Origin of the sequence: Martinezella miluonensis (genome assembly GCF_900094545.1) — a bacterium.
Classification (GTDB): Bacteria; Pseudomonadota; Alphaproteobacteria; order Rhizobiales; family Rhizobiaceae; genus Rhizobium; species Rhizobium miluonense.
Genome location: NZ_FMAH01000033.1, coordinates 1 through 13,121, shown reverse-complemented (window position 1 = coordinate 13,121; position 13,121 = coordinate 1). Strand labels below are relative to the sequence as shown.

Sequence of the window (13,121 nt, the reverse complement as noted above, 5' to 3'; positions counted from 1 at the left end):
CCTCGGCTCATCCGCCGCTTAACGCGGCACATGCCGCTCCAGCTCCGGCAGCAGGACCACGCTTTCCTGCTCGTTCGGATCGGTGCGGGCGATGACGGCTGTCGCTGGCCGGTCGCTGAGGTTGGCGGGAAGATGCGGAACGCCGGCCGGAATATAGAACATCTCGCCTTCACGAACGATGACGTGCTCTTCCAGAGCGTCGCCGAACCAGCAATGCGTCTCGCCGGAAATCGCGTAAATCGCCGTCTCATGCGAGACATGAAGATGCGCCTTGGCACGACCTCCTGGCGGTATGGTCAAAAGATGCATGCAGATCCCCGTCGAGCCCACTGTCTCGGCGGCGATCCCTTCAAAATAGTTGAGGCCCTGTTTTCCGGCATAGGTATCGCCGGGCTGCACGACACGGCAGGTGGGCTTCGATGAAACACGCATGGCATTGCTCCCCTGGATCCAGCAGCCGCAAGGCACCCTCGCCAATCCAGGCTGCAGCAATGCCAAACAGGATAACACGCAATCCGCCCCGACCGTGCGGCGAAAACAGGACTGGTAGGTGTTAATGACGTCATCCGCTTCTTCCGTCGTCTCCGCGCGGAATCTCTGTCTCACCTACGATACGAACGATGGGCCGGTGCATGCACTGAGCAACGTCGATCTCGATGTTCAAAAGGGCGATTTCGTCTCTTTCATCGGCCCTTCGGGCTGCGGCAAGACAACTTTCCTGCGGGTCATCGCCGATCTCGAACGGAAGAGCTCGGGCGATATCACCGTCAATGGCATGTCGCCGGAGGAGGCCCGCAAGGCCCGCGCCTACGGCTACGTCTTCCAGGCCGCCGCCCTCTATCCCTGGCGCACCATCGAAAAGAACATCGCCCTGCCGCTTGAGATCATGGGCTATGATAAGGGCGAACAGGCCAAGCGCATCGCCCAAACGCTGGAGCTCGTCAATCTCAGCGGCTTCGAGAAGAAATTCCCCTGGCAGCTTTCCGGCGGCATGCAGCAACGTGCCTCGATCGCCCGCGCACTGGCTTTTGATGCCGATCTGCTGCTGATGGACGAGCCCTTCGGCGCTCTCGACGAAATCGTCCGCGACCACCTCAACGAACAATTGCTGAAGCTATGGAAGCGCACGAACAAGACCATATGCTTCGTCACGCACTCCATCCCGGAAGCGGTCTATCTTTCCACCAGGATCGTCGTCATGTCGCCGCGTCCAGGCCGCGTTACCGATATCATCGAATCGACGCTGCCACTCGAACGGCCGCTCGGCATTCGCGAAACGCCGGAATTCCTGGAAATCGCCCATCGTGTCCGCGAAGGTTTGCGGGCCGGACACAGCTACGAGGAATAGGATCGCCATGAACCCGCAATTCCTCCTTTGGCTTGCCGGCGCGATGGCGATCTTCATCAGCGGAGCGACCGCCTCACGAGCCTACGTCGCCAACAACAACATACTGATCCTGATCCTGTCGCTCGTCCTCTATTGCGTCGGCAATCTGATGATGGTGCGGCTCATGCGCGAAGGTGGCCTCGGCCTCGCGATTTCAGCCTCCGCCATCACCCAGCTCGTCGTTATCAACATCATCGCCTTCATCGTTTTCGGCGAGCGCCTGAGCCTGCAGCAGCTCGGCGGCGTCGGGCTTGGCATCGTCGCCATGGCGCTGATGCTGCTTCCCGCACAAGGAAAGGCATGACGATGGAGAAAGAACAGTTCTTCAAACACAAGTTCCTGCCGGTCGGAACCATCGTCCTCGCGATTCTTGTCCTCTGGTATGTCTTCGCCGTCGTCCTCAACGCGCCGTTCCAGCGCGATCTCGACCGGCGCGCCAACGTCACGTCGACGACGATGGAATTCATCGGCAAGACGCTGTCCCAGCCGAAACCGATCCTGCCCGCGCCGCATCAGGTGGCGCAAAACGTCTTCGAAAATACCTTTCTTCGCGCGCTGACCAGCAATCGAAGCCTCGTCTACAATGCCTGGGTGACCTTGTCGTCCACTGCCGTCGGTTTTGCCTTCGGCACGGTTCTCGGTATCCTGATCGCGGTTGGCATCGTCCATGTCCTCGCTCTCGACCGCAGCCTGATGCCGTGGATCATCGCGTCGCAAACGATACCGATCCTCGCCATCGCGCCGATGGTCATTGTCGTGCTGGGCTCGATCGGCGTTACCGGCCTCATTCCCAAGGCGTTGGTCTCGACCTACCTCTCCTTCTTTCCTGTTGCCGTCGGCATGGTGAAAGGGTTGCGGTCGCCGGAGGTCATGCATCTCGATTTGATGCGCACCTACAATGCCAGCGCGATCCAGACCTTCTGGAAACTGCGCGTTCCCGCATCGGTGCCATTCCTCTTCACCTCGATGAAAGTGGCGATTGCCGCGAGCCTGACCGGAACGATCGTTGGCGAATTGCCGACCGGCGCAGTGGCCGGCATCGGAGCGAAGCTGCTCGCCGGTTCCTATCAAAGCCTGACGATCGATATATGGGCAGCGCTCGTAGCCGGCTCGATCCTCGCGGCCGTATTGATCGCCATCGTCAGCATCGCGGCACGTATCGTCGATCGTGCAATGGGAGGCCGGGCGGCATGAAGAGCTTTCACTTGTCATGGCAAGCCGCCCTCGCCTTGCTTCTCTGTCTTGCAGCTGTTCCGGTGCTACCGCTATTTGCCGCCGACACCGCCGCACCGGTCAGCAGCGGAACGACGTTTGTTATTTTCATTCTCATCGGCGCCGCCGCCGCCATTTCCATCATGAGCCTGTCGGCAACCCTTAACGCAGCAATCCTGTTCTTTGCCGCGCACGCAGCCGCTTGGCTGCTGCTCGCGGGATTATCCGGCAACGAAGGCAATGCGACGGCGGCGTTTTTCATCCTGCTCGCCGCGACCTGGCTGCTTGCCTGGCGCTGCGTCTCGATCCTGTCGATCATCCCGGTGCATTCGGCCGCCGGCAGTTATACGCTGCGGTTGCTCATTCCTGCCATTTTCGGTGTCTGGATCATTATTGTCTGGGAAGCGATTACGCGTGGGACCGGTATTCCCTTCATCCTCCTGCCGCCGCCGAGCGCCATCGGTGCCAGAATTGCCGACTCTCTTTCGACCCTTTGGATCGATGTTCAACAGACGATCTTCCGATCGGTTCTGGTCGGCTACATCATCGGCTGCGCGAGCGGCTTCGTCGTAGCCATCCTGGCCGACCGCTTCGCCCTCCTGCGCCGCGGCCTGTTACCGATCGGCAATCTCGTCTCCGCTCTGCCGATCATCGGTGTTGCGCCAATCATGGTCATGTGGTTCGGTTTCGATTGGCAATCCAAGGCCGCCGTCGTGGTCGTCATGACCTTCTTCCCGATGCTGGTGAACACGGTGGCGGGCCTCACTGCAGCCGGAAATATGGAACGCGACCTGATGCGCACCTACGCATCGAGCTACTGGCAAACACTGTTCAAACTGCGCCTGCCGGCGGCCGCTCCTTTTATTTTCAATGCGCTGAAGATCAACTCGACCTTGGCCCTTATCGGTGCCATCGTGGCGGAATTCTTCGGCACACCCATGTCCGGCATGGGCTTCCGCATCTCAACCGAAAATGGCCGGTTGAACCTCGATATGGTCTGGGCTGAAATCGCGATTGCCGCGATCGCAGGCTCCGTCTTCTACGGTATCGTCGCCATCATCGAACGAATGGTGACGTTCTGGCATCCGTCTATCCGTGGTGGGCAGACGTAATCCGGGATCTCCTCAAGGGATCAAGGCATAACTTCAGAGGGAAAAAAGGGTGAAGACATGAAAAAAATAATGCTCGCATTGATGGCAAGTGCAATGACCCTGGCTGCCGCCCAGGCCGCCATGGCCGCCGACAAGGTGACGCTGCAGCTGAAATGGGTGGCCCAGGGCCAGTTCGCCGGCTATTTCGTCGCCAAGGACAAGGGCTTCTACAAGGAGGAAGGCCTCGACGTCGACATCAAGCCGGGCGGCCCGGATATCGCCCCTGAGCAGGTGATCGCCGGCGGCGGCGCCGATATCATCGTCGACTGGATGGGTGGTGCGCTCGTTGCCCGCGAAAAGGGCGTGCCGCTAATCAACATCGCCCAGCCTTTCGAGAAGTCCGGTCTGGAGCTGATCTGCCCGAAGGATGGGCCGATCAAGACGGAGAAGGATTTCAAGGGGCATACGCTCGGCGTCTGGTTCTACGGCAACGAATATCCGTTCTTCGCCTGGATGCATAAGCTCGGCCTCAAGACCGATGGCGGCAAGGATGGCGTCAATGTGCTGAAGCAGAGCTTCGACGTGCAGCCGCTCGTCCAGAAGCAGGCCGACTGCATCTCCGTCATGACCTATAACGAGTACTGGCAGGCGATCGATGCCGGCTTCAAGGCGGAAGATCTGACGGTGTTCAACTATACCAAGCTCGGCAACGACCTTCTGGAAGACGGCCTCTACGTCAAGGAAGACAAGCTGAAGGACGCGAAGTTCAAGGCCGACATGGTGAAGTTCGTCCGCGCGTCGATGAAGGGCTGGAAATATGCCGTCGCACATCCGGACGAAGCAGCCGGAATCGTCATGGACAATGGCGGTCAGGACGAAAGCCACCAGAAGCGCATGGCAGGCGAAGTCGCCAAGCTGATCGGCAACGGCAAGCTCGACATGAAGCTCTATGACCGTACGGTCGAAGCTCTGCTCGATCAGAAGATCATCAACAAGAAGCCGACCGGCGCCTACACGCACGATATCACGGACGCAGCCTTGAAATAGGCTCCGATACCGACCACAGATAACGAAACGCGCGAGGTTCACCACCTCGCGCGTTTTTTTCATTTTGTAACAGCAGCAACAAAAAGCTGGCTTTGCCGTCGCAGTCGCCTAAAAGCGGTCAGTCATCAACTAATTGAATTGCGACATCACAATGCCGTGATTGCTTCGCATGGTTGCGACAGGTAGAAATACCCGCGAAATCATTTTCCCGTGATCTTGCGGGATTTGAAAACCGCTCCCATTTAAGAGAGCAAATTTAGGATGAGGATCTGCAGGCATGACAGACGGATGTTGATCCGCCGGGAGTAGCCGGCTCGCATGCATTGATCCCCGTGTTCGCGACGGAAAACAGCGAAATCCCTTTGACCAATTGCCGAACTGGAACCGGACGCATGGCCTCCACGCCGTTTAGACTGCTAAGCACGACTGCAATCCTGCTTTCCCTGCTGACGCCCGCCGCACTGGCCGATGAGCCCGTCGTTGCGAAACCGAAGCAGAACCTGCCCGCGATCGTCATCACCACCGCCGCCACGCGGAAGCTGACCGACAAGGTGGTTGCGACCGGCACGGTGAAGGCTGTCGAAGAAGTCTACATCCAGCCGCAGGTCGATGGCCTCTCGATCCGCACGCTCAATGCCGACGTCGGCGATAAGGTCGAGGCGAACAGCACCCTCGCCGCGCTCAACGACGACGCGCTGGTCCTGCAGAAGAGCCAGATGAAAGCAACGCGAGCCAAGGGCGAGGCCAGCCTTGCCCAGCTGCACGCGCAGCTCGCCGAGGCTCGCGCCAACGCCGAGGAAGCCGAGTTGCAGCGCGTCCGCGCCGTTGCGATGGGCGCCAAGGGCACGATGTCGACCTCCTCCGTCGAACAGGCGAACGCAGCGGCAGCAGCCAACAAGGCGCGCGAAGCATCGGCCGAACAGGCGATCGCGGTTGCCGAGGCCGATCTCAAGGTCACCGACAGCCAGATCGCCGATACGGATCTCAAGCTCGCCCGCACCGGCATCAAAACCCCTGTGGCCGGCACCGTTGCTTCGCGCAACGCCCGAGTCGGCGCTATCGCCAACGGCAATGGCGATCCGCTCTTCACCATCATCCGCAACAGCCAGCTCGAACTGGTGGTCGATGTTTCCGAAAGCGACATCACCAAGATCGCCATCGGACAGAAGGCGCGGATTTCTCTCTCGGGCAGCCGCGAGAAGCTCGCCGGCACCGTACGCCTGGTCGCACCGATCGTCGATTCCGTCACCCGCCTCGGCGCGGTGCACGTCTCCATCGACGAGGGTGAAAAGGCCCGCGCCGGCATGTACGGCAGCGCCGAGATCATCATTCGCCAGGAAGAAGGCGTCGCCCTGCCGCTGACGGCCGTCAACACCGACGAAAACGGCTCTTCCGCCCGCAAGGTCGAAAACGGCGTGGTCAAGTTCGTGAATGTCGAAACCGGCATTCAGGATGGCGCCTATATCGAGATCCTCAACGGCCTGCAGGCCGGCGAGGATGTCGTCGCCAAGGCTGGCGCCTATGTCCGTGACGGCGATCGCATCACGCCCGTGCGTGATGCCTCGCGAGCCTCCAACTGAGCGAGAATGGCACGATGAACTTCTCAGCCTGGTCCATCCGAAATCCGGTCGCCCCGCTCCTCGGCTTTTTCCTGCTGATGATCGTGGGCGCGCATGCCTTCTTCAACCTGCCGATCACGCGCTTTCCGAACATCGACGTGCCCGTCGTCAACGTCACAGTGACGCAGAGCGGCGCATCGCCGGCCGAGCTCGAAATGCAGGTGACGAAGGAGGTCGAAGACGCGGTTGCCGGCATCAACGGCATCGATGAAATTCAATCGACCGTTACCGACGGCCAATCGCAGACGGTCGTCATCTTCCGCCTGGAAATACCGACACAGCAAGCCGTTCAGGACACCAAGGATGCTATCGACCGCATCCGCGGCAACCTGCCGTCCACCATCGATCAGCCCATCGTCTCCAAGGTCGACGTGGTCGGCCAGGCGATCCAGAGCTTCGCCGTTTCCTCGCCCAACATGACCCTGGAAGAGCTGTCCTGGTTCGTGGACGATACGGTCAAGCGCGCTCTGCAAGGCAAGGCAGGCATCGGCCGCGTCGACCGCTATGGCGGTGCCGACCGCGAAGTGCGCATCGAACTCGATCCGAACAAGCTGAACGCCTACGGCATCACCGCGCTGTCGGTGAGCCAGCAGCTGCGTAACACCAATATCGATCTCGGCTCCGGCCGCGGCCAGGTTGCCGGCAGCGAGCAGGCAATCCGCGTGCTCGGCGACGCACGCGCTGTCGCGCAGCTGACCGACACCACGATCGCGCTGACGAACGGCCGCTTCGTCAAACTCTCCGACCTCGGCGTGATCAAGGATACCTATCAGGAACCGAAGTCGTTCTCGCGCTTCAACAGCGCCCCTGTCGTTACCTTCGGCGTATTCCGCGCCAAGGGCGCCAGCGAAGTGACCGTTGCCAAGACCGTCGGCGACACGCTCGACAAGGTACGCGCTGAAAACCCGAACGTCTCGATCGAGATGATCGACGATGCGGTCTACTACACCTACGGCAACTATGAATCAGCGATGCACACGCTGCTCGAAGGCGCGCTTCTGGCCGTTATCGTCGTCTTCCTCTTCCTGAGGAATTGGCGCGCGACGCTGATCTCGGCAGTCGCCCTGCCGCTTTCCGCGATCCCGACATTCTGGATCATGAACCAGATCGGCTTTTCGCTGAACCTCGTCAGCTTCCTCGCGCTGACGCTCGCGACCGGCATCCTCGTCGACGACGCCATCGTCGAAATCGAAAACATCTCCCGCCACATCAAGATGGGCAAGACGCCGTACCGAGCCGCTATCGACGCGGCGGACGAAATCGGCCTCGCCGTCATCGCGACGACCTTCACAATCATCGCGGTCTTCGTACCCGTTTCCTTCATGCCGGGCATTCCGGGCCAGTACTTTATCCAGTTCGGCCTGACGGTTGCCTTCTCGGTGTTTTTCTCCCTCCTTGTCGCGCGTCTGATCACGCCGATGATGGCCGCCTACCTCATGCGCGCCGAAGACGGCGTCGACGATCATCACGACAATGACGGCCGCTTTATGCGCGGCTATAGCTGGCTGGTTCGGCTGACGACGAGGAAGTGGTATACGCGCTACCCGACGCTGATCGCGGCATTCGCTTTCTCCATCGCCTCCGTGGCCGCGCTCATCATGTTCGTCCCCGGCAGCTTCATCCCGCCGGAAGACTCCTCGCGCATCGTGCTGTCGGCCGAGCTTCCCCCGAATGCGCGGCTCGATGATACCGAGCAGGCGACCAACGAGATCTATCGCCGCGTCAAGGGCATCGACGGTGTTGAAAACGTCTTCGTGCTCGGAGGCGCCTCGCCGAAAGGCGATCTGGAGCTGCGCCGCGCAACGGTGACCCTGGAGCTCGGCAAGCTGGACCAGTCGCTGACGAAGAAGCTTGTCAACGACGTCCTCGGCTCGCTGCCCGTCATCGGCCCCTACCTGCCGAAAGTCACGGTGCATGGCCGCTTGCATCCGCAGTGGGAGGTGGAAAAGGAAGTCTTCGCAAAATTGCGCTCGATCCCCGACGTGCGCATCACCAAGCTCAACGACCGCGGCGATCGTGACCTGACCTACAATTTCCTTTCCCGCAGCGAGAAGGATCTGAGGCAGGCGGTCGGCATTCTGGAAGCAGAGTTGCGCACCGATCCGGCACTGGCAAACGTCAGCGCCGACGGCGCGCTGCCGCGTCCCGAACTGCAGATCTACCCGCGCAAGGATGAGGCGGCCCGTCTTGGCATCACGCCACAGATGATTTCCGATACGGTCCGCGTGGCCACCATCGGCGATATCGACGCTTCGCTCGCAAAGATCTCGCTCGACGATCGCCAGATCCCGATCCGCGTCCAGGCTTCGCTCGGCATGCGGCGCGATCTTGCCGCAATCCGCGCCTTGCGTATCAAGACATCGACAGGCGCCACCGTGCCGATGTCGACCGTCGCAGATATCGAATATTCCGAAGGCCTGTCTTCCATCAAGCGCAACAACCGCTACCGCGTCGTCGCCATCGGCGCCGACCTGCCGCAGGGCGTGGCGCTGGATACGGCGTCGGAGCACTTCCTCGATATCGTCAATAGCGCCAAGATCCCGGCAACCGTGCATCTGGCGGAAAGCGGCGACACCAAGGTACAAAAGGAAATGGTGCAGAGCTTCGGCAATGCCATGCTGCTCGGCCTTCTGCTTGTTCTGACCGTGCTGATCCTGCTGTTCAAGGACGTGATCCAGCCCTTCACCATTCTGTTTTCGCTACCATTGGCGATTGGCGGCGTGGCGCTGGCCTTGATCCTGACCGGCAACGCACTCTCCATGCCCGTCATGATCGGCATTCTCATGCTGATGGGCATCGTAACGAAGAACGCCATTCTTCTGGTCGACTTCGCCATCGAGATGATGCACCGGGGCATGCCAAGGCTCGACGCCGTCATCGAGGCCGGCCGCAAGCGTGCCCGCCCGATCATCATGACCTCGATCGCCATGTCGGCCGGCATGCTGCCGTCAGCCCTCGGCGTCGGCGAAGGTGGTTCCTTCCGTGCACCGATGGCGATCGCCGTCATCGGCGGCATCATCGTCTCCACGGTGCTCAGCCTGGTGGTCGTGCCGTCCTTCTTCCTGATCATGGACGACGTATCGCGCCTGCTCGGCTTCCTCTTCGGCAGGCTGGTCGGCAAGAAGGATGCGGATGATGAGGTCTTGACCAAGGAAGGCCTGGCAACCGCTGTCAATGAAAACCGCCAGTCGCTCACCACCTTGGAGGAGCGCCTGGACGCCATGGAAAACAGGGATACGCGCAGCTCCAAGCCGAAAGGTACGAATGTGCTAAGACTACCGCCTTTTGCGGCTGAATAGAGCAGCCTGATTGGGTCCTTGAATAATGACGGGGCGGCTCACAGGCCGCCCTGTTCCTTTAGGAAATCGACGATCTTGCTGACGCCCTCGCCCCGCTTCATGTCGGAAAAGACGAAGGGACGAGCCTGACGCATCCTCGTCGCATCCCGATCCATCACGTCGAGATCTACCTCGACGAAAGGCGCCAGATCTTTCTTGTTGATGACGAGAAGGTCCGATTTGGTGATGCCGGGACCGCCCTTGCGCGGGATTTCCTCTCCCTGGCACACCGAGATGACATAGATGGTGATATCGGCAAGATCCGGCGAAAAAGTCGCCGCCAGATTGTCGCCGCCGGATTCGATGAAGACCACGTCGAGATCGGGGAGCCGCTCGTTAAGGCCGGCGATGGCCTGCAGGTTGATCGTCGCATCCTCGCGGATGGCAGTGTGCGGGCAACCGCCGGTTTCGACGCCGACGATGCGATCCGACGTCAACGCCTGCATCCGCACCAGCGCCTCCGCATCCTCCGTCGTATAGATGTCGTTAGTGACGACGGCGACGGAATAATCGTCGCGCATCGCCTTGCACAGCTTTTCCGTCAACGCCGTCTTGCCCGAGCCGACGGGCCCGCCGATGCCGACGCGCAAAGGTCCATTTCTCGATTTCATAGTCGCAACTCCGGTAAAATAGCAGGATAGCGAAGCATCCGCCTGTCGCACAGCGGCGAATGACGTAGGATGAACCTCGGCAGTGGAATTTTCTTCAGGCCGCGCATCACGAACGAAAAAGCCGCGTCCTCTGGGTTTCGTGGCGCAGGCTCGCAATATCGGCCTGCACTGCCGCCGCGCCGAGATCGTCAAGATCGGATTTCGCCGCGCGCGTCGCCACTTCAGCAATGATATCCTCCAGGGCCGCAAGGATGGCGACCCCATCCTTCTGCCCGGTCACGCCGAGCCGGATGCCGGCCGACAGCATCTGCGATGCAAGGGCATGCAGGAAGGCGGCAAGCGTCTTCTGGAGAGGAATATCATGCGCGCGAGCAACGGCGCCGACCGCAATGGGATAGGCAACCTTTGCCGGCAGCATCGAAAAGATCTCGTGCGGCCAGGCACTGGCGGCCGACAGGAAGGCTTCGCCAAGCAGCATGGTTTCGGTGTGGCGCTCCTTCGAGCCCGCCAGCGCCTCGCCGAGTTCCGCCACGGCTGCGAGCCGCGGCGCATCTTCTCCCGCATGGTGCCCTTCCGCCAGCAAAACGGCATCGTTCCAGGCGGCGCCGTGCTGGATCAGGGTCGCGATCCAGTCCCGCAGGCTCCTGTCGTCATGAATTAGCCCATCGTGAACGGCCCGTTCAAGGCCGCCCGAATAGGCAAAGGATCCCACCGGGAAGGCCGGCGACAGCCAGGCCATCAGCCGCAACAAAGCCAGAAGGTCGCGATCGTCCGTCATCGCCGTGTCAGCCGTCTGCGCTCAATCATGCGAATGATGATCGTGCCCATGATCGTGTTGGTGGCCGTGCCCTTGCGAATGGCTGCCATGGGAATGATAGGCACCCCGCGCGGGCTGGAAAGGCTCGCTCACCTCGGCGACTGTCGCGCCGAGCCCTTCGAGCATTGAGCGGATCACGTGATCGCGCAGGATGAGGATGCGCTCTTCCTCGATCTGCGCCGAAAGATGGCGATTGCCGAGATGCCACGCAAGCTCGACCAGATGCCTGCGATCGCGTGGCTTGATCTCGAATAGCTTTTCGTCCGCGGCAACGATCTCGATCAACTCGCCGTCCTCGCGCACCAGCAGATCGCCATTGGCAAACAGCACCGGCTCCTTCAGGTCGAGCATGACCATTTCGCCATTTTCGAGATGCAGCAGCTTGCGGCGCAAGTGCCTGAGATCATGCGGCAGGACGACGCGATCGATCGGATTGGAAGACGGGGTGCCGGCCGGCAGGTAGGAGGTGACGCGTTGCATGGCGGATCCAAATTGAAGCTCTGCCGAAGCATGCAGAATAGTCGCCGCCCGCGCAAGCGCCAATGCCGTTCGGCGGCGCTACATGCGATACACGTAGCGCTGCAATTCCATGAGGGCCGGCAGGGCTTCCTCTTCCTGCTCGGTGGTATAGCGGCGCCAGACCTGAGACAGGCGTTCGCGCTCGTGGACGACGCGATTGCGGCCAAGCGTCTTGGCCAGATAGAGCGCCTTGTCGGCCGCGGCATAGACGCCTTCCGTCTTGCGATCCTTGCCCATGTCGGCAATTCCGGCGGAGACGGTAATCTTGACCGAGCCGCCGTCGATAGCGATCGAATGATTGGCTACCTGCTCCTTGACAGCTTCGATGCGGGCGATGCGTTCATCGATATCGCCACCATGAATAATGGCGCCAAATTCCTCGCCGCCGAGTCGGGCGATCATGTCCTCACCCGTGAAGACACGCCCCAATATCTGCGATACAGCAACGATCACGGCATCGCCGGATGCGTGGCCGAAGCGATCATTGATCGTCTTGAAGCGATCGACGTCAAAGATCACCAGCGAGGCGCCATGCCCCGCCTCTTTCAATGCTTCCGTAAAGGCGCGACGATTGAGCAGGCCGGAGAGCCCATCGGTGCGGCTCAACCGTTCGAACTCGGCACGGGAAACGGCGAGCTTGTGAATCGAGAAACCGGCCAATATCGCCAGCACACCGGAAACGGTGCCGCCGATGATCCAGGCCAAGAGAACACCGAAGCGCATCACCTCCATGATCGGCAATGGCAGGAGATCAAGCCATTGCAAAACGGGAAGCATCACGATCATGATCGCAAGCGACATGATGACAGCTGCAAAACTCATCTTAAGCGCGAAAATATAAATCGCACGCTTCTGCTGAAAATTGCCGACTTCGGCTTGCAGCGAAATCCATTGTTTCATGCGATTCACCTTCCTCTGCCACCGTTTCAGTCATGTGAGATAGAGGTGAAGGCGCTTCCAGGTCTTTAATGGAATCATTAAAATGCCCGGCATTTCCCAACTTGTGAACAATCTCTGATAGCCAGTAGCGCTCCTTCCTCTGTAAACCGGAAGGCGAAGCGCGGATCTGCTTCCACAAGCCTATGATAATGCTGGCTTAACCGCAAAAAACCAGAAGGGCCCCGGAAACCGGGGCCTCAGATTGCTGACAAACCCCTGGCCTTGGCTGGGGGTTTATGATTCTCATGTCCGTTTTCAAGAGTTTGGGCATAGGTTTTTCTTGTCGCCTTTTTCAGCGTCGACGAGGGACAAATATGCTGCCTATTGCAGGACGCGGCGGCATTGAGACGACGGTTGATCAGACTCTGATGCGCGGGTTGAATACCGCAGGACCGTGGTTCGTCTCGGGCCTTCCTCTGTCTCACATGGCGCGTGTTGCCGTTTCAGGCTCGCAGAATCACAACGAGGGTTGCCCTGACCGGCCGCCACGCCCAACAATAAGCAGCGTGATGGAATTAAACCTTTCTCCTTTGTATTTGGC

At 60.2% G+C, this 13,121-nt stretch carries 13 protein-coding genes; 8 read left to right on the top strand and 5 right to left on the bottom strand.

Features of this window, described 5'->3' with window-relative positions:
• Nucleotides 1-18: 18 nt before the first annotated feature.
• Nucleotides 19-432: a cupin domain-containing protein gene (locus tag GA0061102_RS22770; RefSeq protein WP_092853498.1), complete on the bottom strand. Its 414-nt coding sequence runs from the start codon at nt 430-432 to the stop codon at nt 19-21.
• A 124-nt stretch (nt 433-556) separates the two neighbouring features.
• On the opposite strand from GA0061102_RS22770, the gene GA0061102_RS22765 reads away from it, so the two are divergent.
• From GA0061102_RS22765 to GA0061102_RS22735, 7 genes are all read left to right on the top strand, one after another.
• A complete protein-coding gene (locus tag GA0061102_RS22765; protein WP_092853496.1) occupies nt 557-1,348 on the top strand; it encodes an ABC transporter ATP-binding protein in 792 nt (263 codons plus the stop codon).
• A gap of 7 nt (nt 1,349-1,355) precedes the next feature.
• On the top strand, nt 1,356-1,691 hold the full coding sequence (locus GA0061102_RS22760) for a hypothetical protein (RefSeq protein WP_092853494.1): 336 nt from the start codon (nt 1,356-1,358) through the stop codon (nt 1,689-1,691).
• A 2-nt stretch (nt 1,692-1,693) separates the two neighbouring features.
• Nucleotides 1,694-2,581: an ABC transporter permease gene (locus tag GA0061102_RS22755; RefSeq protein WP_092853492.1), complete on the top strand. Its 888-nt coding sequence runs from the start codon at nt 1,694-1,696 to the stop codon at nt 2,579-2,581.
• Nucleotides 2,578-3,711: an ABC transporter permease gene (locus GA0061102_RS22750; RefSeq protein WP_092853490.1), complete on the top strand. Its 1,134-nt coding sequence runs from the start codon at nt 2,578-2,580 to the stop codon at nt 3,709-3,711. Before GA0061102_RS22755 ends, GA0061102_RS22750 begins: the two co-directional genes overlap by 4 nt.
• Nucleotides 3,712-3,768: 57 nt before the next feature.
• The gene (locus GA0061102_RS22745) at nt 3,769-4,737 is read left to right on the top strand and encodes an ABC transporter substrate-binding protein (RefSeq protein WP_092853488.1); all 969 of its coding nucleotides are present in this window, start codon (nt 3,769-3,771) and stop codon (nt 4,735-4,737) included.
• Nucleotides 4,738-5,129: 392 nt separating this feature from the next.
• The gene (locus GA0061102_RS22740; protein WP_092853486.1) at nt 5,130-6,317 is read left to right on the top strand and encodes an efflux RND transporter periplasmic adaptor subunit; all 1,188 of its coding nucleotides are present in this window, start codon (nt 5,130-5,132) and stop codon (nt 6,315-6,317) included.
• 14 nt (nt 6,318-6,331) lie between these two features.
• Nucleotides 6,332-9,655, top strand: coding sequence for an efflux RND transporter permease subunit (locus GA0061102_RS22735; RefSeq protein ID WP_092853484.1), 3,324 nt, complete (start codon nt 6,332-6,334; stop codon nt 9,653-9,655).
• Nucleotides 9,656-9,693: 38 nt separating this feature from the next.
• Here the strand turns inward: GA0061102_RS22735 and ureG are convergent, their stop codons facing one another.
• From ureG to GA0061102_RS22715, 4 genes are all read right to left on the bottom strand, one after another.
• Nucleotides 9,694-10,305 (bottom strand): urease accessory protein UreG, encoded by a 612-nt coding sequence (gene ureG, locus GA0061102_RS22730; protein ID WP_092853482.1) that lies wholly within the window; start codon nt 10,303-10,305, stop codon nt 9,694-9,696.
• 106 nt (nt 10,306-10,411) lie between these two features.
• Nucleotides 10,412-11,083, bottom strand: a complete 672-nt coding sequence (locus tag GA0061102_RS22725) for an urease accessory protein UreF (protein ID WP_092853480.1) — start codon at nt 11,081-11,083, stop codon at nt 10,412-10,414.
• A gap of 21 nt (nt 11,084-11,104) precedes the next feature.
• Nucleotides 11,105-11,602, bottom strand: coding sequence for an urease accessory protein UreE (gene ureE / locus GA0061102_RS22720; RefSeq protein WP_092853635.1), 498 nt, complete (start codon nt 11,600-11,602; stop codon nt 11,105-11,107).
• A 78-nt stretch (nt 11,603-11,680) separates the two neighbouring features.
• Nucleotides 11,681-12,541: a GGDEF domain-containing protein gene (locus GA0061102_RS22715; protein WP_092853478.1), complete on the bottom strand. Its 861-nt coding sequence runs from the start codon at nt 12,539-12,541 to the stop codon at nt 11,681-11,683.
• A 353-nt stretch (nt 12,542-12,894) separates the two neighbouring features.
• On the opposite strand from GA0061102_RS22715, the gene GA0061102_RS33335 reads away from it, so the two are divergent.
• Nucleotides 12,895-13,121 (top strand): hypothetical protein (locus GA0061102_RS33335; protein WP_208858692.1); only part of this gene is annotated, 227 nt, incomplete at its 3' end.

Coding starts and splice junctions, on each gene's coding strand:
- ureG (WP_092853482.1), bottom strand. CDS start 10,305: ATGAAATCGAGAAATGGACCTTTGCGCGTCGGCATCGGCGGGCCCGTC.
- GA0061102_RS22745 (WP_092853488.1), top strand. CDS start 3,769: ATGAAAAAAATAATGCTCGCATTGATGGCAAGTGCAATGACCCTGGCT.
- GA0061102_RS22755 (WP_092853492.1), top strand. CDS start 1,694: ATGGAGAAAGAACAGTTCTTCAAACACAAGTTCCTGCCGGTCGGAACC.
- GA0061102_RS22735 (WP_092853484.1), top strand. CDS start 6,332: ATGAACTTCTCAGCCTGGTCCATCCGAAATCCGGTCGCCCCGCTCCTC.
- GA0061102_RS22750 (WP_092853490.1), top strand. CDS start 2,578: ATGAAGAGCTTTCACTTGTCATGGCAAGCCGCCCTCGCCTTGCTTCTC.
- GA0061102_RS22715 (WP_092853478.1), bottom strand. CDS start 12,541: ATGAAACAATGGATTTCGCTGCAAGCCGAAGTCGGCAATTTTCAGCAG.
- GA0061102_RS22770 (WP_092853498.1), bottom strand. CDS start 432: ATGCGTGTTTCATCGAAGCCCACCTGCCGTGTCGTGCAGCCCGGCGAT.
- ureE (WP_092853635.1), bottom strand. CDS start 11,602: ATGCAACGCGTCACCTCCTACCTGCCGGCCGGCACCCCGTCTTCCAAT.
- GA0061102_RS22760 (WP_092853494.1), top strand. CDS start 1,356: ATGAACCCGCAATTCCTCCTTTGGCTTGCCGGCGCGATGGCGATCTTC.
- GA0061102_RS22765 (WP_092853496.1), top strand. CDS start 557: ATGACGTCATCCGCTTCTTCCGTCGTCTCCGCGCGGAATCTCTGTCTC.
- GA0061102_RS22740 (WP_092853486.1), top strand. CDS start 5,130: ATGGCCTCCACGCCGTTTAGACTGCTAAGCACGACTGCAATCCTGCTT.
- GA0061102_RS22725 (WP_092853480.1), bottom strand. CDS start 11,083: ATGACGGACGATCGCGACCTTCTGGCTTTGTTGCGGCTGATGGCCTGG.